Origin of the sequence: Muricauda sp. SCSIO 64092 (genome assembly GCF_023016285.1) — a bacterium.
GTDB lineage: Bacteria > Bacteroidota > Bacteroidia > Flavobacteriales > Flavobacteriaceae > Croceivirga.
In genome coordinates, this window is the sequence record NZ_CP095413.1 from 4,296,035 (window position 1) to 4,315,145 (window position 19,111).

The following is a 19,111-nucleotide window of genomic DNA, read 5'->3' on the forward strand; positions in this document are numbered from 1 at the left end:
ATCTATTTCCAATAAAATATCCAATTAAACTTTTAATTTCTTAACTTTAATCGCTAAAACAAAACAAAAGTTCTTATCAAATAAGTTACCCATTCGGTTACCTAATCAATTAAGAAGTACGTAACTTTTTGATTATTAAAAACATAAAGGGAACGGCAGACTTCCTGCCACCCCGACGAACTTAGAAATAGGTTATATCAAAACACTATTAATCATATGATTTTCAGTGTTTTATTGGTTTTTTGACCCTTTAAAGACCAATAAGGGAAATTTCTGAATTACATTCTATGACTTTACGAAGTACTCTCGACTTTTTGAAGCACATCAATTGTTTTCATTGAATTCCATCTTCGAAGTTATTGTCCATCCAAAGAAAAGTTTGTACTTCTTTCCTTTCCTTCCTTAATTTTCGATATCCCTGTAATTTCTTCTTATGTCCCACTTTCCATATTGATTAGCACATTTTAAGGATTTTTTTTAAAAATTAGCGATTCTTTTATGCCCAATCATTAAAAACAGAGACACTTGACCTGTCCTTTAGATTTTGACAATAACCGCCGTCCAAACTATGCGGCCTTATATTTACACGTTTTTGTTTTTGTTTTTAGTTCATTACACCTGTATTCCAAGAACCTCGATAAAAAATATGCAGTTCAGGAACAGGAGTTCACCATTAGTGGCTATGTGAATGAAAGGGGAAGTGAAGAGCTTTTATTAGGTGTTTCCATTTATGTGCCGCAACTACAAAAAGGAACTGTAAGCAATGACTATGGTTTTTATTCCTTAACCCTCCCAAGGGGAAGACATACACTGGTTGTGTCCTATATTGGTTTTTCCACACGGCGGATCAATGTCGATTTAACCGGTAATATTGAGTTGGACATCATTCTAAAACCTAACACAGAACAATTAGACGAAGTAGTGGTGACAGCGGGTTCGCAACTTCAGGAAAGTAAAGTGACACAAATGAGTTCCCTTAAACTAAATCCTGAAATTGTCGAAAATGTTCCTGCCCTGTTGGGTGAAAAGGATGTATTAAAGACATTACAGTTATTGCCTGGAATTAGTGGTGGAACTGAAGGTAGTTCAGGTTTTTTTGTCCGTGGTGGCACACCTGACCAAAATCTTATCATCTTGGACGATGCAGTGGTATACAACAGTAACCATCTTTTTGGTTTCTTTTCCGTTTTTAACGGGGATGCCATAAAATCAGTAGAAGCATTCAAAGGTGGATTTCCCGCACGTTTTGGTGGGAGACTTTCTTCGGTCGTTAAAATTGATATGAAAGATGGGAACAAGGAAAAGTTGACGGGTAAATTCAATATCGGACTCATCTCTTCCTCCCTTTTATTGGAGGGACCTATAAATAAAGGAAAGACCTCTTTTATCTTTAGTGGAAGAAGAACATATGCGGATCTTTTGGCAAAACCTTTCTTGCCGAAAGATGTGAATGCAGGATACTTTTTTATGGACCTCAATTTTAAAATGCACCACATTTTTGATGATGACAACAAGCTCTATTGGAGCAACTATTATGGAGAAGATAGGTTTTTCAGCAATGAACGTTATGATGATGGCGATCGTTTTAAAGCGCGCTTGGATTGGGGGAATATTACCTCTTCCCTGCGTTGGAACCATCGTTTTAGCAATAAGTTTTTTTCCAATACCTCTTTAATATTCAGCAACTTCAAATTCAGAATTTCTCAAGAAGATATATTTGAAGATCAGGAAAACATTTTTCGAACCAGTTCCGGCATCAACGACTACACCCTTAAAAACGACTTCAACTATTACCCAAATCCCGCTCATTCCATACGGTTTGGTGTCTTGGGCACAGTTCATAACTTCACTCCACAGCGCTTGTTTGTGCAAGATTCGTTTTTAGAAAACCAGGATACCGAACAAGTGCTCAATTCCTTTGAAGGGGCCACTTTTATTGAGGATGACTGGAAAGCAACCGAGAAGTTGAATGTCTCGGCCGGACTTCGCTTTAGTTACTTCAAACAAAATGTTACCTCATACAACTATTTAGAACCCAGATTGGGGCTCTCTTACAGGCTTGGTCCTACGTTTGCCGCAAAGGGTTCCTATGCGAACATGAACCAATTTGTCCATTTATTGTCAAGTTCCGGCATTGGGCTTCCCACGGATTTATGGGTATCTGCAACAGATAACGTAAGGCCCCAACGTGCCCAACAATTTGCGTTGGGTGTAGCCAAGGACTTCACGGAAAGTCAATATTCCCTTAGTCTAGAAGGGTATTACAAGACCATGGACGATATTATCGAGTATAAGGAAGGGGCTTCGTTTTTGGTCTTGGACGACTTCGAAACTGCCAAAGAAGTGGATTGGGAAGACAATATTACCGCAGGTAGGGGCTGGGCGTATGGAGCTGAACTTTTGTTTCGAAAAAAGAAAGGGCCCTTTACGGGATGGCTGGGCTATACCTTGGCATGGTCCCAACGTCAATTTGATGAACTGAACCAAGGAAATCGCTTTAATGCGAGGTATGAGCGTAGACATGATATTGCGCTGGTAGGCATTTACAAACCTACCAGAAGAATTACCCTGTCGGCGAATTGGGTATATTCTTCAGGCATAAACTTTACCTTGCCCAATATAGCCAGACTGACCCCTAATACAGATTTACCGATAAGCAATGTTCTGGATCGTTTTGGAAATGGCTTATTTGGTCCCCTAGAAGCCGATGAGTTCACCAACCAAAGAAATAACTTCAGGGGTGAAGCAAACCACCGTTTAGATCTTGGCGTGCAGTTTCATAAAAAAAGGGAGAAAAGTGAACGAACATGGAGTATATCCATATACAATACTTATGCAAGAAAGAATCCCTTTTTCTATTATAACAGTGAAAATAGTGTAGATATAAATGGAGATGGTATTTCCGATGTATTGAGGACTGAACTCAATCGCGTGGCTCTTTTGGTGTTTGTTCCATCCGTTAACTACACTTTAAAATTTTAATGGGATATGAAAAAGCACCTAATACTACTATTTGCGTTATCGATTTTGTTTGGTTGCGAGGATGTTGTGGATAGCGGAGTAGTTGAGATCGATCAAACCATACATATCGCCGGATTCATATCGCCGGAAAATGATACGTTGAGCGTAAACATTTCTAGAGCGTTACCCGCACTGGGATTGGAACTTAGTTTTGATGATCCCCGACCCGATATGGAACGATTTATTGTTAGGGATGCCGAAGTAACCATAGAAAATAGTACAGGTAGTAATATACGACTCCCTTTTTTGGAGGATGAACTTTTATATGCAGAAAGTGCAGAAACCTTTGAAGTGTTGCCAGGTGAAACCTATACTTTGAAAGTTTCCGCCAATGGACAAAACTATTCCGCCACATGTATTGTCCCATTGCACAACATTGATGGAATTTCAGAGCAGATTCGTGAAGATACCAATGAGTTTGGCTTTAATGAGTTTGACTTGGATATGAGCTTTATGGATATCGAGGGTGAGGACAATTTTTATTTTGTTGGGGCATTCTTGGAGGTAACGGCCGATGATGAATCCATATCCAACACCATTAGAAACATCTTCTTTGACCTTGAAGCTTTTCAGACCGACAACTTAAGGGATGGTTTGGAAATTGGGGCAAGTACATATTTCTTCCCTGCCTTGTCCTTTGATGAAAACAATGAAGTTCTATTCCTGGAACAAGATTTGGTACTTCAGGTAATCACAGCAGAGCAGTCTCTGTTTCAGCTATTACGAGCAGGCTACTTGAATGAAACCAACGATGGGAATCCTTTTATAGAACTTGGGGTTGAGCCAAACACTATTAACGGTAATGGAGCAACAGGGGTATTTGCAGGATACCGCTATTTTGAAAAACGTGTGGTTATTACAGAAGAATAAAGCAAAAGTCCTAAAGTAGTTCCCAAAGCTTCTAGCATGTCATGGGTTATTTAGAGATTTGGTAAATGTCAACGGGGCATAGTTGGTCACCACTACGAGTACCGAGTTCCCATTTTCCAAACGTTCCATCATATGTGGCTTTCCCATTCTTTCGGTTTCCGGGATACTTCTTTCAATCATGTAATATTTTGGAAATGGGAAATTAAATTCTATTAGGAAATTCCCCATTCATTTTGAATTTGGCAAACAAACTTCATAACCTCCATAGGTAGCACCAAGAAATGTTTATTTGCCTTAATCCGATCAGTAAATTCCGTTAGGTCCTTATGATAAATAATACTGTCCAAACGCACACAGTAGATGGCAATATCCAAAGGGAAAATGAATCTTAGTGCCGTAATGCCCTCAGGGTTGTTGGACCATATTTTTATCAATTCCCAACCATCGCCCTTCCCTTTTTCGGTTATCTCTCTAAACGTCGGGCTATAGTATTTACATAAATCCAAAAGTTCCATAGATGAAGGGTAGGTTTCGTATGTTAACCAACGGATATCTTTATTTACTATTAAATTAAGAATGAAGCTTTGAGTAGCACGAATATAGCTAGTAAAGATGGGCAGCTGTTTTGCCTGTTCCACAAAGTCAGTTAACCGAGTATTTCCCAAAATAGCATCTATTCTTACAGAAAACAAACCAAGGTCCAATGGGCCAATCATCTTAAGGTCATCATAACGTTCAGGGTTTTGGGTCCAGTGATATGTCAATCGCCATCCCATGCTTTTACCAAAACTGGATGAGGCTATATGCTTTCGATATAATGGGCTATGTTTATAACATAAGGCGCAACCCTCAATTATACGAGGATCAAAGTTTTTGAACTTTTCTGCGTAAATGGCAATTTTTTCCATAAGGATAGCCGTAATATCAGCATCTTTTGATTTCATCGGAGCATAGTTTTTTGTTTTTAAGTTTAGTGCTGTAGACCTAAACTTGAAAAGCAGAAAAGATTCCATGGGATTTTTGACCTAACCTCACGTTATCTTATAAAATATGTACGAAAAACCTTAAAGAAAAGATGTAAAAAACTGTAGTTTGGTTTTTCTTATTTGGGGGATTGCCTTTCGCCCTTACAAATTACTGTTGGACCAAAGTCATTAAAAATGAAATCAAAAAGCACCCCCGAACAAATGCCCCTTTATAAAGACATCAGTAGGTTTTCCAATACATTGAGCCGAATAGTGCAGGTATCCGTGGTATTGGGCCTTGTTCCAAAAAAAACGACGGGGACCGTAGTTCCAAATCCCCGCCGCTGCTATTAAACGTAAACTAACTCAAATAAATTTTATCCTTATGAAGCCAGTGGTTAATCTGGCGCCACACTGTCACTCCATTGCAATATTGCTTGGATAGCCTTTTATTGGAAATAAAGATGGGGTTTTAGTACAAGACTGGACGATAAAATGTGCCTATACGGATTAAAACCGGGACAAACATGCCGTTAAAAGTGATAGAGGGCATAAAAGGAAAGTATTTTGGGGATTGTTTGTTCATCCTTGGTCCAGGCACAGACCGCTCTTGATTCCAGCTTTGGAATATGTAGGTACTTTTATGGATTAAATAAAGATAGGTTTGAAGGCCCATGCACGTGTGCCTACTGTAAAAGCAGCGCCACAAAACCGTATTCAATTTCTTTTCCAAAATCCCCAAAAAACCCTTCTACATCCCAATTTTGAAGAGGTTGGGCACTGATTTTTGGATGTTTTTCCCTGTATGTCAATATTTCCTATCTATTAATATTCAAAAGGTAAAAGTCCATGCATTATGAAAAAACAACTACAATTGGTACTGTCCATCATACTTATGGCATTGGCGGGCCTTACCGGTTATAGCCAAAATTTTTCCGTTGGTAACATTGAATACAAACCCACTTCTGCAACCGAAGTTGAGATCGTCGACTATGCCGTTACAGGAGGTCACGTGGAAATTCCCTCAACAGTGAATAATGGCGCGAACACCTATACGGTGACCGCCATTGGCAGAGAAGCTTTTGAGCATAACCAATTGACCAGTGTTGAGATACCCAACAGCGTGACCAGTATCGGCCATGAAGCTTTTCGTGGGAACAATTTACGCAAGGTGACCATCCCCAACAGTGTCACTAGTATTGATGGGGTTTCTGCTTTTCACCTTAACCCAAACCTGGAGACCATGACCGTAAAACGTAACGATCCCCCAATACTCGCTGGAAACGCCTTTCATACTCCACAAAGTTCCCTTAGACCTTCCCGTGAAAATGTAGACCTTTTAGTGCCCAAGGATGCCCTGGGGAATTATCAAGACCCAAACAAAGGCTGGACAGGCTTCAAATCCATCATTGGCATCTTTACCGTTAATGACACCGAATACGGAATTACCTCTACCTCTCCACCCGAAGTACGGATCACGGATTACACGGGTACAGCATTAGAAGTCGAAATTTCCGAAACCATCAATTATGATGGGGAAACCTACACGGTGACCGCTATTGGCATTAATGTTTTTCGGGATAAGGGATTAACCAGTATTGATATTCCCAACAGTGTAACCAGTATTGGGGCTGCTGCTTTTTATAAAAACCAATTGGCCAGTGTTGATATACCCAAAGATGTGACCACTATCGGGGCAGATGCTTTTAGGGAAAACCAATTGACCGGGGTGACCATACCGGAAGGTGTCACCAGTATTGAGGCTGGTGCTTTTCAAAGCAACGAATTAACACAGGTGATCATACCGGGTCGTGTGACCAGTATTGGTTCCTTGGCTTTTGATGGTAACTCACTTGAGAAAGTGTTTGTAAAGGCTACTGATCCCCCATCACTTAATCAAGATGCCTTTGAAGATCGTGCCCAAATAGATTTGGTCGTTCCCGAGGAAGGAGTTTATAAAAGTAATGTACAGTGGACGAATCCCAATTTCAAGTCCATATCATCATTCATAGGACAGCGCTTTACCGTAGGCGAAATAGAATACGCAATTACCTCTACCTCCCCCGATCAAGTTGAGGTTTCGGGCTATTCCGGTTCCGGAACAGAGGCGATCATCCCTCCCACGGTGATAGATAATGGCTCAAACTTCACTTACACGGTGACCGCTATTGGTGATAGGGCTTTTCAGCAAAAGGGGATGACCAGTGTCTCCATACCCAACACAGTGACCCGTATCGGGCAAGATGCCTTTTGGAAAAACCAATTGACCAGTATTGTCATTCCGGAAAGATTGACCATTCTCGGGCAACGGGCATTTGGGGAGAGCGGCTTGACCGAGGTGACCATACCGGAAGGTGTCACCAGTATCCCGCAGTGGGCCTTTGCCCAAGCCCAATTGACTGAGGTGACCATACCGGCCAATGTGGAATTTATTGGAAAGCAGGCCTTTCTTGGAGCTGGAAGCACCAACCCAATCGACGTGGTGACGGTGAAGGCCAAAAATCCACCGGCGCTCGGTGAAGAAGTCTTTGTGAATCGAGGTAAAAACCGTGAAATCATAGACTTGGAAGTACCCTTGGGTACCCTGGTTGCTTATCTAGACCCAGCCAATGGCTGGACGGGCTTCAGATCCATCTCGGAAATTCCAGAGATCGGGATGACGTTCAGTGTCGATCATATCATCTACGAGGTGACTTCTATAGACCTCAATAATGAAGAGGTCATGGTAACAGACTATAACACGGAAGGAGGTGCCAGCGTGACCATACCCTCAAGCGTAGATCATGGCTTGAACACCTTTACGGTGACCGCTATTGGTGATAGCGCTTTTTACAATGATCAATTGACCAGCGTGACCTTCGCGGATCGGAGCAAAGTGACCAGTATCGGGATAAATGGTTTTAGGAACAACCAGTTCGCCCATATGACCCTACCCAATGGTGTGACCAGTATTGAGAGCAATGCTTTCCATGGCACCCCATTGAAGGTGCTGAAGGTAGAGGCGACCAATCCAGCGCGGGTTGCCGAAAATGCCTTTACAAACCGTGACCAGATAGACTTAGTTGCTCCCGAGGGTACCCTGGAGGCTTATCAAGCAGCCAACGACTGGACGGGTTTCAGATTCATGTCCTCTGGCACCTTTACCGTTGATGACATCGATTATGCAATTACGGCTACCGCTCCAAACGAAGTCATGGTGGTGAACTATACGAACACTGCTGGTCAGGGAGTTCATGTGAGCATCCCTGAAACGGTGGATGATCAAGGTGAAACCTATACGGTGACGGCTATCGGTAATAGGGCTTTTTATGATGCCAACTGTTGGCGGGTGACCATACCAGGCGGTGTGAAAAGTATAGGAAGCCAGGCCTTTTATGGGACGAATCCCATTATCTCGGTGATAGTGGTGGGTGATGCTGACAATCCACCAACCCTCGCTGCAGATGCCTTTCAATATCCGCGCCGTAATCACCACATCAATGTGACAGTGCCCGTACCCGTAGAAAATACCCTGACGCTCAGTTCAAGTAATCTTAACACTGCGCTCAGTAATCAGGTAAAAGCGTATGAAGGTACAGGGTGGACCGGTTTCAGGTCCATCTCGACGCTCATAGGGCAGCGCTTTGATGATGATGTCCTCAAATATCAAATCACCTCGATATTCCCCGGCGGGGGTGGGGTAACCGTCGTGGGCTATGCCAATAAAAATAACCACGGATTCAGTTCGGGAGGTCACCTGGTCATTCCCGAAAGTGTCCAGGGGCGTCAGGACAGGACCTATGAGGTCAGGCATATTGGGAACGATGCTTTTAAGCATACTTTCCAAGGGCCCAAATTGACCAGCGTTGAGATGCCCTCTACGCTCAGAAGGATTGGCGAGCGGGCCTTCCTGTACAATAGTTTGACAGAGGTGATCCTACCGGAAGGTTTGACCCATATCGGGGAGGACGCTTTTTATGGTAACCAATTGACCCATGTTGAGATACCCAGCAGTGTGTTCTTGCTGGGGAGGACTGCTTTTGGGGATAACCAATTGACCCGTGTGGTCCTGCCACGAACGGGAGATATTGAGCGGTGGGCCTTTTTGTCAAATAAATTGACAGAGATTATCATACCGGCAGGTATACACGGTATAGGTTTGTATGCTTTTCAGAACAACCCGGACCTTCGTTTGGTAACGGTGGAGGCGACCGATCCCCCAGACCTCCAAAGGGATGGCTTTGCCAATGCAGACCGCGACCAAATTGACCTGGTAGTGCCCATGGGCGATATCATGATACAAGCTTACTTAGATAATGGGTGGGACGGGTTCAGGTCCATATCCTTCGGAGTCTTTACCATTGATGACATCAAATACGGAATTACAGCACCAAACGAGGTAAAGGTGCTGGACTATACCGGCACAGCAACAGAAGTGAAAATTCCCGAAGCGGTCGATAATAATGGTGAAACCTACAGAGTGACCGCTATTGGGGAAGATGCTTTTGAGGATAACCAATTGACAGCGGTGACCCTATCGGACAGTGTGGAAAGTATAGGGGTTCAGGCCTTTTATAACAACCCGGGCCTTGGTTTGGTGACGGTAGAAGCCAATGATCCACCAGCACTCGATGCCACTGCCTTTGCTAATGCCAACCGGCACCAAATTGATTTGGTAGTGCCCATTGACAAGATACAGGAGTATCTGGACAATGGGTGGGACGGGTTCAGGTCCATCAGCCACGGAATCTTTACCGTGGATGACATCAAATACGAAATTATCGCTCCAAACGAAGTAATGGTGCTGGACTATACTGGTATGGCCACAGAATTGGAAATTCCCGAAACGGTCGATGATAATGGTGAAACCTATACAGTGACTGCTATCGGAGAAGATGCTTTTTGGAATAAGCAATTGACAGCGGTGAACCTACCGGACAGTGTGGAACGTATCGGGAGCCAGGCCTTTGCCAACAACACGGACCTTGGCCTGGTGACAGTAGGAGCGGTAGATCCACCAGTGCTTGATGCTACTGCCTTTGTCAATGCAAACCGTCACGAAATTTACCTCGTGGTGCCCATTGGCAAGATACAGGAGTATCTGGACAATGGGTGGGGTGGGTTCCGGTCCATCAGCCACGGGATCTTTACCTTGGATGACATCAAATATGGAATTATCGCTCCAAACGAAGTAATGGTGCTGGACTATACTGGTATGGCCACAGAATTGGAAATTCCCGAAACGGTCGATGATAATGGTGAAACCTATACAGTGACCGCTATCGGAGAAGATGCTTTTTGGAATAAGCAATTGACAGCGGTGAACCTACCGGACAGTGTGGAACGTATCGGGAGCCAGGCCTTTGCCAACAACCCGGACCTTGGCCTGGTGACAGTAAGAGCGGTAGATCCACCAGTGCTTGATGCTACTGCCTTTGTCAATGCAAACCGTCACGAAATTTACCTCGTGGTGCCCAAAGGAAGGATGCAGGTCTATGAAGACAATGGGTGGGGCGGGTTCCGATCCATATCGGAAGACGGTACCCCTCCCCAACCGAACATTGGTGCCCCACAAAGTATTGATGACCTGGGGCCCTTTACGGTAAGCATCACGTTTGACGGTGAGGTCACGGATTTTGGAGTGGACGATATCCAGGTTACCAATGCCACGGTAAGTGCCCTTACGGGCAGCGGATTCACTTATACCGCTACCATAACACCCACATCGCCCTGTGGCATTGCCATAGCTATTCCGGCCAATGTGGCCACGGGTGTGAACGGTTTGCCCAATCCGGCGGCGCAACAGGTAAGCGTGGGTATTATGGACACCATTGCCCCGACCATAACCTGTCCCGCGAATGTGGTGGCCAATACCGCTGACAATGGTAAGGACGATTGTACCACTACGGTTGGCCTTGGCAGCCCTGTTGTCGATGACAACTGTTCCGTTGCCACTGTTGTTGCCCAGATAAATGGCACGGACATAGACCCCGATACCTATGAATTCAGCGCCGGAACAACCATCGTGACTTGGATTGTGAGCGATGCCACCGGAAATACCACTTCCTGTGAGCAGACGGTGACCGTTGAAGTGACCAGGAATTGTGAATCTAGGCTCCTTACGGATTTCAATAGGGGGTTTTCCCCCAACGGGGATGGCATTGCCGATACTTTGGTGATCAAGGGCCTTGAAAAATATAGGAACAACGTGGTGAGGATATACGACCTGAGCCAAAGGTTGTTGTTCAGCATCCATTATGGCGGACCGGGCGATGCCTGGGACGGCACCCATGAAGGCGGGACGGTGCCCGTTGGCCCCTATGTATGTGTCATTGACTTTAACGAACCAGGGCTGGACCAGGAAAGAAAAATGATCTATGTGAACTATTGATTTTTCCGCTTCCCCCCAATGGTCGGTGGTGTAACAACAGGAAAAGTAGAGAAGTCCTTATGCTACCGAAGGCTATGGGCATGTACCGGCGAGAGACCGGAAATTATAACGACCTGGCATCGGGATTGGTATGGGTCAAAAGGGTTTATTGTCTAAAAAATATATTTCCATGGAACTTATGTTCGGGGCCAGCAGGTGGTGTGGAGGGAGAATAACAAGGTGATTACGGTGTTTCCGTTGCCCATCCAGTATAAGTAAACTATTCAATTTACAATTGGATGAGCATGCCTTAACGTATTCTAGATGGGCCATTAAACGGTGTGGATAGGGAAGTTATATTTATTGAACGTCGTTTGTCCATCCTTGGTCCAGGCACAGACTGTTCTCCTTTCCCTTGTACGAAGTATTGTGCCCGCCCGTTCCATTATCCCCAAAAAGCCATGTAATGTCCCATTTTTAAATGGGTTTGGCACTATTTGTTGGATACTTTCCATGTATGGTCATACTTTGTTTATCTATAAAGTAGCAATGGAAAAAAAGACACTACCAAAATATTTCATGAACGAAAGAAGTATCCGGGCAACCAATAAAACGGGAAAACAACATATGATGGAGCGTTTGGGAAACGGGAACTCGATACTGGTGGTGGTTACCAACTATGTTCCATTGACATTTTCCAGATGTCTAAATGACCGCTGACATTATGGAAGATTTGAGCCAAAACGTTTTAGTCCCCAGTATCCTTTTTTTAATTCTAATCATATTGATAATTTTAGTTGTGTTGGCATTGCTAAGTTGGAATATCAAATGGGTAATCGAACAATCCATCAATGTTTTAAAAAAGATAAAAAGGAGGCGTTGAACGATAGTATGTCGGCAAATAAGGCACCCATTCCAAGAAAGAATCTTTTGTTCGGGAACAATGGTATGGTTTTGGTGATTTTCTAGACCCTCATGAATTGCTTGTGATACCCAATTTCCCGGGCCTTGGTATTGTTGAAATATGAAACAACTCTCCCCAAGGGCGAGGTGTTTCATATTTCAACAAGCATTTCAACATCATCTTTTTTATGGCTTTTTAATTCAAAGAATAGATTGAAACTGTATACAATATAATACTTCTCCAAAATCATTTTTTACAATTACGGTTCTTCTTTTGACAGTGGGTTTATCTATTCAGTACAGCTTTCATTTTATCTAAGTCGACCTGTGGATTTCCTATAAACAAAACTTCATTTTCGTTGTTCAATATTACTAATCTTGGAAAAGTATTTTTTCTATTGAAAACTTTAAGTAGTTTTTCCGTTGAATAGCCATGCGTCCAATTCATCTCTTTTTTCCCGATCATTTTTTTCAACTTGTCAATATTTCGGTCGTGGGCATTGATTGAAAAAATTGACAATTTATCCCCATATGTTTTTTTTTAGTTCTTTGATTTTTTCGTTTGCAAGCAGACAAGGCAAACACCAAGTTCCCCAAAACTCTACGATCGTGTATTTCTTTTGTTTGGTTATATCATAAAGTTTGATAAGGTCGTTTTCAAAAACATTTCTGAAGGCGTAATTGTCAATCCGATGACCGACTTTTATTGATTTGTCAGATAATTTTTGGTTTTCATCAATAGGGCCATATTTTGTTTCAATATCAATTTCTAAATGCTTTTCTAAAATATTTTTAAAATTAGAGGGGTTACTTTTTTTAATGGATTTAGCTTCAAAAGCCACATTTGAGCCATTAATGTGTTCAGTTCTTTTCAATACTAAAAATCCATTGACAATTAGGTCCGGATATTCCAATTGAGATTTTTCCAATCTTTTTTTAGAAATCCAAATTTTATTCCAACCGTTTTTGGATTCGGAAATCCAAGCTTCACATTGTTCATTAAGGATTGTTCTGTCTTCTTTGGGAATACGCTTGTAGTTTTTAAGTCTGCGATATTTTGCCGTTACATATGGATTGTGCCATTTTGTTTTTTGCCCAGAGTCCAAATCAAGTCTGTCATTTTTATCTTTATCCCTAATAAATATTGTTTTTAATGCCCCATTTTTTTTTGGAAATTCTTCAATTAGGATGGTATCTTTCTTTATATGGACAATTTGTTTTTCAGCCGTTAAAAAGCGATCTTTTATTTCATTATCCAATTCATAAAATTTAGAATACGTTAAGCTGTCTTTTTCGCTGTCAAAATAGACATTACCCCTGAATTCAATTTCGAAAGCAGAATTGCTTTGAGGATAAACAAAATAGTTTAAAAGAATTATAATTGTAACAAGCCTATTTTTCATAAGTTTTTATAATGATAAACGACATGTATTTTAAGGATAGTGTGTAGGTAATAAAAGTAATTTTCTGATGAAAATAGAATGCAGGTAAATCTGTACGAACTTATGACTGAGAAATAAACTAATGCATTATTTCCACCTGGTGTAAGTAAACAATCATGCTTTTGGAGGATATATAGATAAACAAAACTTGTGAAAGCTGAGATTAAAGTTTATTGAAGTATTTCAAATCTTTAAATCAAGCGTTTATGAAATCAATAAAACTTCTCAGACTAAAATATTCCGAAGTAAAATGAATTACACTTCGGATCGGAATATTTTGAAACCATTATTAAAATTCCTAAAAAGATACATTAGTAATACAGCTTAACATATCAAAATACTATTATTCCTTTTTCCTTTTGCGATATAAGTCTCGCGCAACGGAATAAGCAACTAAAGAAGTTCCAATGAAAGTTAACAATAAGGTAGTGTTTCCTTTTTCCAAGTAACTGGCCATCGAAATTCCCGAGACCAATAATAAAAGGATTAAAACAATACTTTGGAAATCCCACTGCAAAAATCGCTTATCTTCCATACTTTACATTTTAAGTCTAAGTTAAACTTTTATAATTAACAAGCTCTGGCCGCACTGACAGAAGCAACTTGGAAGCCGACAACAGCAAGTCCTGTTGCAAGCCCACCAGAAGCAGCCGTAAGCGAAGCTAGACCAGCAAATGCTATACTAAACCTGCTATTGCAAGTCCGCAATCAAAGCCGCTGCCAACATTCTCTTGACCTCCAATTAAGTTTTCCATTTGTTTTAATTCCAATGTTTTCATAAATAGTGTAAATTAAAAGAAACGCCTACTCTATTTCAAGGATTTTCGGCTTACTCCTTCTAAAAAGCAATTTAGAAGAGGGGTGAAATTAAAACAAGAAATAGTCCGTAAATAAAATATGGGAAAACCGTAACGTTTAGGAATTTATGTGGAAAAAACATCACCCATGAGGAAAGTAGTGGGGATTAATAATTTTAAACCCTCCTGTTTTAAATCGACTTTCAATTAAGTCCAAAAGATTTAAATGTTCATCGAATTTTTTTTTAACAGGATTTTCCCAATGAATCCCAATCGCCATTTTCCTGACAAAGAAATTTCATTGCTATTGTTACCTATAATCTTTATTGACAACAAAAGATTTCTTTTTATGATTACCATTCGTTTAGATTGCTCATTCAATGGTTGTTTTGATCGGGTAAATTCGTTAACGATTTTCTGAAAACTATCCATAATACTTTAAATATTCCGAAATACATTTAATAATGTTATTTTGGAAGATACAGTTTAATTTTCTCCATACATAGAACCGCCTGAAAGACACACTATAGCCGCACCTGCACCATATAAAATTGCCAGGGTTCCTAAAGAAAGTGCTCCAAGTATAATCATGGTTGCCCCATGACTTATCATTTCTTGGTCGGAACAGCCTCCTTGTACATTTTCAAGCTGACTCGGATGCAATGTTTTCATTCTAGCATCAATTTTAAAATTTCACCTACTCTATCACAGTATTTTCGATTTCCTCCTTAGAAAACAGAAAACAGAAAACAGAAAACAGAAAACAGCATTTTTTAACTACTGTTATCTACTTTTTTTGATTAAACTTTTCCTGATAACAGTACCTATCAAAAAGGATTGCTTTTTTCTTTGTTTATAAATAAAAGAGCTTGATTACCTATGCCACGTTTCCCAAGAGGAACCCGAGGTGATTTTTGATGAAGTGCCCTTAACATGGGTGAAAAGTTCAAAAATGGATTTCTACTATCCCACCAATTTCTTTTTTTGTCCCCGATTTAACCGATTCCAACACTTTTTGTGGCATGGTGCCATGTTAAAAATTGAGATTTGCCAAAGGCAATCTTGTTATATGGAATTGGTTTTCACGGCAGTGACTGTGCCAATGGTTTCCCTTTGAGGGCCTTTTTCATTTCCAAGGTTGGTTTTCCATATGTGGGGTTAAGACGGCGAAGGGGACTTGATCTACCAGGTCCCCGCCGTTCTGAAAACAATCCTTAACAGAGCAATGGACAACAAATACAGTGTTACAAACAATATCAATACGAATTCAATGTATAAATCAACGATTTTACTTTTAGTGCTAACGCCATTATTGACGTTTGGTCAGAAAATCAAGTCTAAAAAAAACCCCATTGCATGGTCATATTATATAGTCCCTGAAAATCCTTTGGGACCAGATATTAAAACCATTGAATTGAATCAAGACCTTAGGGGGTTGACATCCATTGAATTTAATCAATGGAAAAAATCACTTCCTGCAAACCAAAGAAACATTTATTCTGGGGATGAAGAGTATAACAGACTTTTAACCAAATGGAGTTTCGCCAACAGGGATAGTACAAGAAGGTGGGTAAAAAGGAGCTTCAATTTCGTTAATTACCAAGTGGTAGATTCTGATGCTGATTTACAAATTGAACTATCAAATGATGGGATCAGGTTAATTAATATTCGAGAGAATATCGACTTTCAAAATAATCAAAGCATAGTTGGGGAATTAGATATATCGCTATTGTTATCCGTAAAAAAAGCAGATCAATTAGTTTATGAAAAAAGCATTAATTATTTCTTTAATGAAGAAGGGCCTAACTACATAAAATTAGATGATATACCTGCCAAAAAATTGAAAGAAGTTTTAGAGGATAAGGATAAGAGTAAGGATCGGAAAGTACGCAGTATACAAAGGTTAATACCTGATAATAATGAGCCTTTAATTAAAAAAGAACTAATCAAGCAGGCCAGAGAAACTTTTGACGCAAACTTTTTTGGTAACAAAATATCTTTTCCCGGAGCGGTATATACTTTTAAAAACAAAGAATACTCAGAATTTAATGAGGTTGCAGAAAAGGTTTACGCTGAAATTAAAAGCTTGTATGCATTGAGTAAAAAGAAAAGAAAGAGCTTTGAAGAAGTTCGCCCAACCTTGGAATCGGCAATGACATTTTAGATAGATTACCTTGAAAAAAATAAGGATCCGGATTTTAAGAAAATAGTTAACAATAACATTTCGCTGGTTCTTGTAATGTTGGGAGACTATGAAAATTCTAAAAAGTACCTTATGAATATCCCTGAATCAAAAGGTCTTCAAGGAATAGAGCCATTTACTGGCAGCTTTAAACATTATCTCAAAGGAACTGAGGATGCAATTAAAGTAAAACAAAGATTTAAGAATAGAGCTAAAATTTGACTATCTGATGGAGCTTGTCTGGGCGTTATACTACGATCTGTAAAAACGGCTTCACAAAACCACATTCGGTCCCTTTCCAAAATCCCTAAAAAACCCTGTTACATCCCAGTTTTGGACATTGATATCAGTATAAATAAACAACTATGATTTTTAGAAAATGAACAGCTCAAGAAAAATGAAGGCAATGATTCCGTTGACATTGGTACTATTTGCGACTTTATACAAAAGCTATGGCAATAATATTGAACACGATTGTTGTAATAAACCGTCCATAGTGGGCACCTGGTTGGAGGCTTCAAGCTCGACCGAGGTGTTTACAAACAATGTTTCTGATGGTACAATAACGGAAACCGTTGATGCCGGTAACTTCATTAGGATCACCTTCAATGCGGACGGAACATTCAGTGACCTTCAGTCTTACTCTTATACCGAAAATGGAGATGTTGTTGTCAAAACATCGACCGATGTTGGTACATATTCCATCAACGGAAACATGCTTTTTATTGTCTATGACGGAGAAACCGATACCGGAACGGTTGAATTTACTTTGAGAGGGGCACAGCTTGTAATTGAGTATGTAGAGGAATTTACTGAAAATGGCAACCAAATGAGATTGGTCACAAAAGCGACCTATAACAGACAGTGATGGGCATATACCGGGGCAATGGTATATGTGCCGACCAATTATCAATGACCGTGGAACCATTGTACTATTCAAGAAAAAGTCCAAAAATGGATTTCCATTGTCCCACCAGCTCCATTTTCCGTTCCCAATTTTAGACATCGATATAGATTGAATAAACAACCATAATTTTATACTGATAATGTTGATATTAGCATTAATTATGAATCTCTTCAATTTCTTGAAAAATAAACCTAAGTTTTCTAGTCGAAGGAAGCTTAATAAAAAGGAGGAAAGATTTTTGCAGGAATCTCAAATCGACATACTTGAGCTAAAAAGGTTATTTGGGAAACTCATTCTATCGGAAATACTTCCTGATGAAAAAGATAAAAGTGCACCTGGCATAGTTTTTTCAGGGATTAGAACTGAATTAGATCAATTTTTTAATTTGAGGCAAGAATTGAGAAGATGTGATTTGGGTCTTCAAGTCTCTCTGGACACAATTTCATCGAGATATAGGTCATTTAAATTTGATCCTTACAATGGATCGAAACCAATTGAAGAACACTACAAACAACTATATAAAATTCGAATATTGTCGGATCAAGATGAATTTATTGATCAACTAGCTTACTATGGGGATGATAAATCAATAGTGAAAGAAGCTTATGAAAAGTGGGTGGATGATTTTGGAGTTTTACCAATTTGGGCGGATGGTAAAGATAACCTTCTTTTATGCACCAAAGGTTTAGATGAAAATTCTGCACAATCAATATTTGAACAGAAATTCAAAATCTATCCAAGCTATGGCCATGATATTGAAAAAGGGTGGATGACTAGGGAAAGTATAACGCAAGAAATAAATGAGGCACTCCCAATTATACATCTCTGCTTTGATTTGTAAGGGGCTAATGCTAACAGGCGATAAGCTCAATGAGCAGACTTAGCTACAAACAAATTTCAGAGCGAAACCGAACTTTAGAATTAGTATAAGCAGATATGCTCACTGAGCTTATCTGATCAATATCATCTCTTTTCAAGATGACCGAAATCGGAGCTATGTGGTCACTACCCCTTGCACGGAGATTTCCAATGTCCCACCAATTTCTTTTTTTGTCCCCTATTTAACCGATTCCAACACTTTTTGTGGCATGATATTATGTTAAAAATTAAGATTTGCCAAAGGCAATCTTGTTAAATGAAAACACGGATTTCTTTTTTGGCCATTCTTTTTACCACCACTATATCCTTTGCCCAGACGTTCAGGAACGTGGAGCGTAATCAATTCAAGGTACGACTTTTCAGTCCTGGCTTTGAATATGAAAAAGGATTGGGTTCCAACACGACCATGATCGCAGGAGCGAGCATACAGCTTGCGGCCAGACCCGGGCAAAATCTGGTGTATTGGGGCATTGTGCCAGCGGTCAGGACAGGATTTCGCTACTATACCAATTTTGACCGTAGGCTTATATTGAGGAAAAAATATATTGAGGGAAACTCGGCCAATTACGTTGGGGCAGTCAATACCTTATATTATGCCACGCCACTTATTAAAGGGGCGGAAATTGCTGGGGACAAAGGTATTTTTGGAAATGTCGGTGTTGTCTATGGAATGCAACGGACACTGCCGGTCGGGTTCAATTACGACATGGGGATTGGACTGGGATATTATTACGATGCCAATTACGGGGGAAGCATTGGCCCGATCGGGGGAATTGCAGTTGGATGGGCCTTTTGA

General features: G+C 40.5%; 14 protein-coding genes. 10 read left to right on the forward strand and 4 right to left on the reverse strand.

Features of this window, described 5'->3' with window-relative positions:
• Positions 1 to 525: 525 nt before the first annotated feature.
• Together L0P88_RS17880 and L0P88_RS17885 are read left to right on the forward strand one after the other, a co-directional pair.
• On the forward strand, positions 526 to 2,982 hold the full coding sequence (locus L0P88_RS17880) for a TonB-dependent receptor (protein ID WP_247131270.1): 2,457 nt from the start codon (positions 526 to 528) through the stop codon (positions 2,980 to 2,982).
• A 6-nt stretch (positions 2,983 to 2,988) separates the two neighbouring features.
• Positions 2,989 to 3,891 carry a DUF4249 family protein gene (locus L0P88_RS17885; RefSeq protein WP_247131271.1) on the forward strand — a complete coding sequence of 301 codons (903 nt, stop codon included), beginning with the start codon at positions 2,989 to 2,991 and terminating at the stop codon, positions 3,889 to 3,891.
• 39 nt (positions 3,892 to 3,930) lie between these two features.
• On the opposite strand, the gene L0P88_RS17890 is transcribed toward L0P88_RS17885, so the two are convergent.
• Complete coding sequence (locus L0P88_RS17890) at positions 3,931 to 4,071, reverse strand: hypothetical protein (protein WP_247131272.1); 141 nt, start codon at positions 4,069 to 4,071, stop codon at positions 3,931 to 3,933.
• 32 nt (positions 4,072 to 4,103) lie between these two features.
• Positions 4,104 to 4,835, reverse strand: a complete 732-nt coding sequence (locus L0P88_RS17895) for a hypothetical protein (RefSeq protein WP_247131273.1) — start codon at positions 4,833 to 4,835, stop codon at positions 4,104 to 4,106.
• Positions 4,836 to 5,051: 216 nt separating this feature from the next.
• Here L0P88_RS17895 and L0P88_RS17900 point away from each other — a divergent pair, with 216 nt between their 5' ends.
• The 3 genes from L0P88_RS17900 (at position 5,052) to L0P88_RS17910 (ending at position 11,925) form a co-directional block, all read left to right on the forward strand.
• Positions 5,052 to 5,210, forward strand: a complete 159-nt coding sequence (locus tag L0P88_RS17900; protein ID WP_247131274.1) for a hypothetical protein — start codon at positions 5,052 to 5,054, stop codon at positions 5,208 to 5,210.
• 502 nt (positions 5,211 to 5,712) lie between these two features.
• Positions 5,713 to 11,226: a leucine-rich repeat protein gene (locus tag L0P88_RS17905; RefSeq protein ID WP_247131275.1), complete on the forward strand. Its 5,514-nt coding sequence runs from the start codon at positions 5,713 to 5,715 to the stop codon at positions 11,224 to 11,226.
• A gap of 558 nt (positions 11,227 to 11,784) precedes the next feature.
• Positions 11,785 to 11,925, forward strand: coding sequence for a hypothetical protein (locus tag L0P88_RS17910; protein ID WP_158777155.1), 141 nt, complete (start codon positions 11,785 to 11,787; stop codon positions 11,923 to 11,925).
• A 704-nt stretch (positions 11,926 to 12,629) separates the two neighbouring features.
• Here L0P88_RS17910 and L0P88_RS17915 read toward each other — a convergent pair.
• Both L0P88_RS17915 and L0P88_RS17920 read right to left on the reverse strand, forming a co-directional pair.
• Positions 12,630 to 13,511 (reverse strand): TlpA family protein disulfide reductase, encoded by an 882-nt coding sequence (locus tag L0P88_RS17915; protein WP_247131276.1) that lies wholly within the window; start codon positions 13,509 to 13,511, stop codon positions 12,630 to 12,632.
• 1,322 nt (positions 13,512 to 14,833) lie between these two features.
• Positions 14,834 to 15,019: a hypothetical protein gene (locus L0P88_RS17920; protein WP_247131277.1), complete on the reverse strand. Its 186-nt coding sequence runs from the start codon at positions 15,017 to 15,019 to the stop codon at positions 14,834 to 14,836.
• A 598-nt stretch (positions 15,020 to 15,617) separates the two neighbouring features.
• On the opposite strand from L0P88_RS17920, the gene L0P88_RS17925 reads away from it, so the two are divergent.
• The 5 genes from L0P88_RS17925 to L0P88_RS17940 all read left to right on the forward strand — a co-directional run bounded on the left by L0P88_RS17925 (position 15,618) and on the right by L0P88_RS17940 (position 19,111).
• Positions 15,618 to 16,511, forward strand: coding sequence for a hypothetical protein (locus tag L0P88_RS17925; RefSeq protein ID WP_247131278.1), 894 nt, complete (start codon positions 15,618 to 15,620; stop codon positions 16,509 to 16,511).
• Between the two features lie 111 nt (positions 16,512 to 16,622).
• Positions 16,623 to 16,751, forward strand: a complete 129-nt coding sequence (locus L0P88_RS24005) for a hypothetical protein (protein ID WP_281499692.1) — start codon at positions 16,623 to 16,625, stop codon at positions 16,749 to 16,751.
• 184 nt (positions 16,752 to 16,935) lie between these two features.
• Entirely contained in the window at positions 16,936 to 17,397 is a 462-nt protein-coding gene (locus tag L0P88_RS17930; RefSeq protein WP_247131279.1) for a lipocalin family protein, read from the forward strand.
• 178 nt (positions 17,398 to 17,575) lie between these two features.
• Positions 17,576 to 18,277 (forward strand): hypothetical protein, encoded by a 702-nt coding sequence (locus L0P88_RS17935; RefSeq protein ID WP_247131280.1) that lies wholly within the window; start codon positions 17,576 to 17,578, stop codon positions 18,275 to 18,277.
• Positions 18,278 to 18,571: 294 nt separating this feature from the next.
• The gene (locus tag L0P88_RS17940; RefSeq protein WP_247131281.1) at positions 18,572 to 19,111 is read left to right on the forward strand and encodes a DUF3575 domain-containing protein; all 540 of its coding nucleotides are present in this window, start codon (positions 18,572 to 18,574) and stop codon (positions 19,109 to 19,111) included.

Bases quoted from the DNA above. Each gene is read 5' to 3' on its own strand.
- L0P88_RS17885 (WP_247131271.1), top strand. From the start codon at position 2,989: ATGAAAAAGCACCTAATACTACTATTTGCGTTATCGATTTTGTTTGGT.
- L0P88_RS17890 (WP_247131272.1), bottom strand. From the start codon at position 4,071: ATGATTGAAAGAAGTATCCCGGAAACCGAAAGAATGGGAAAGCCACAT.
- L0P88_RS17895 (WP_247131273.1), bottom strand. From the start codon at position 4,835: ATGAAATCAAAAGATGCTGATATTACGGCTATCCTTATGGAAAAAATT.
- L0P88_RS17900 (WP_247131274.1), top strand. From the start codon at position 5,052: ATGAAATCAAAAAGCACCCCCGAACAAATGCCCCTTTATAAAGACATC.
- L0P88_RS17905 (WP_247131275.1), top strand. From the start codon at position 5,713: ATGAAAAAACAACTACAATTGGTACTGTCCATCATACTTATGGCATTG.
- L0P88_RS17910 (WP_158777155.1), top strand. From the start codon at position 11,785: ATGAACGAAAGAAGTATCCGGGCAACCAATAAAACGGGAAAACAACAT.
- L0P88_RS17915 (WP_247131276.1), bottom strand. From the start codon at position 13,511: ATGAAAAATAGGCTTGTTACAATTATAATTCTTTTAAACTATTTTGTT.
- L0P88_RS17920 (WP_247131277.1), bottom strand. From the start codon at position 15,019: ATGAAAACATTGCATCCGAGTCAGCTTGAAAATGTACAAGGAGGCTGT.
- L0P88_RS17925 (WP_247131278.1), top strand. From the start codon at position 15,618: ATGTATAAATCAACGATTTTACTTTTAGTGCTAACGCCATTATTGACG.
- L0P88_RS24005 (WP_281499692.1), top strand. From the start codon at position 16,623: ATGAATATCCCTGAATCAAAAGGTCTTCAAGGAATAGAGCCATTTACT.
- L0P88_RS17930 (WP_247131279.1), top strand. From the start codon at position 16,936: ATGATTCCGTTGACATTGGTACTATTTGCGACTTTATACAAAAGCTAT.
- L0P88_RS17935 (WP_247131280.1), top strand. From the start codon at position 17,576: ATGTTGATATTAGCATTAATTATGAATCTCTTCAATTTCTTGAAAAAT.
- L0P88_RS17940 (WP_247131281.1), top strand. From the start codon at position 18,572: ATGAAAACACGGATTTCTTTTTTGGCCATTCTTTTTACCACCACTATA.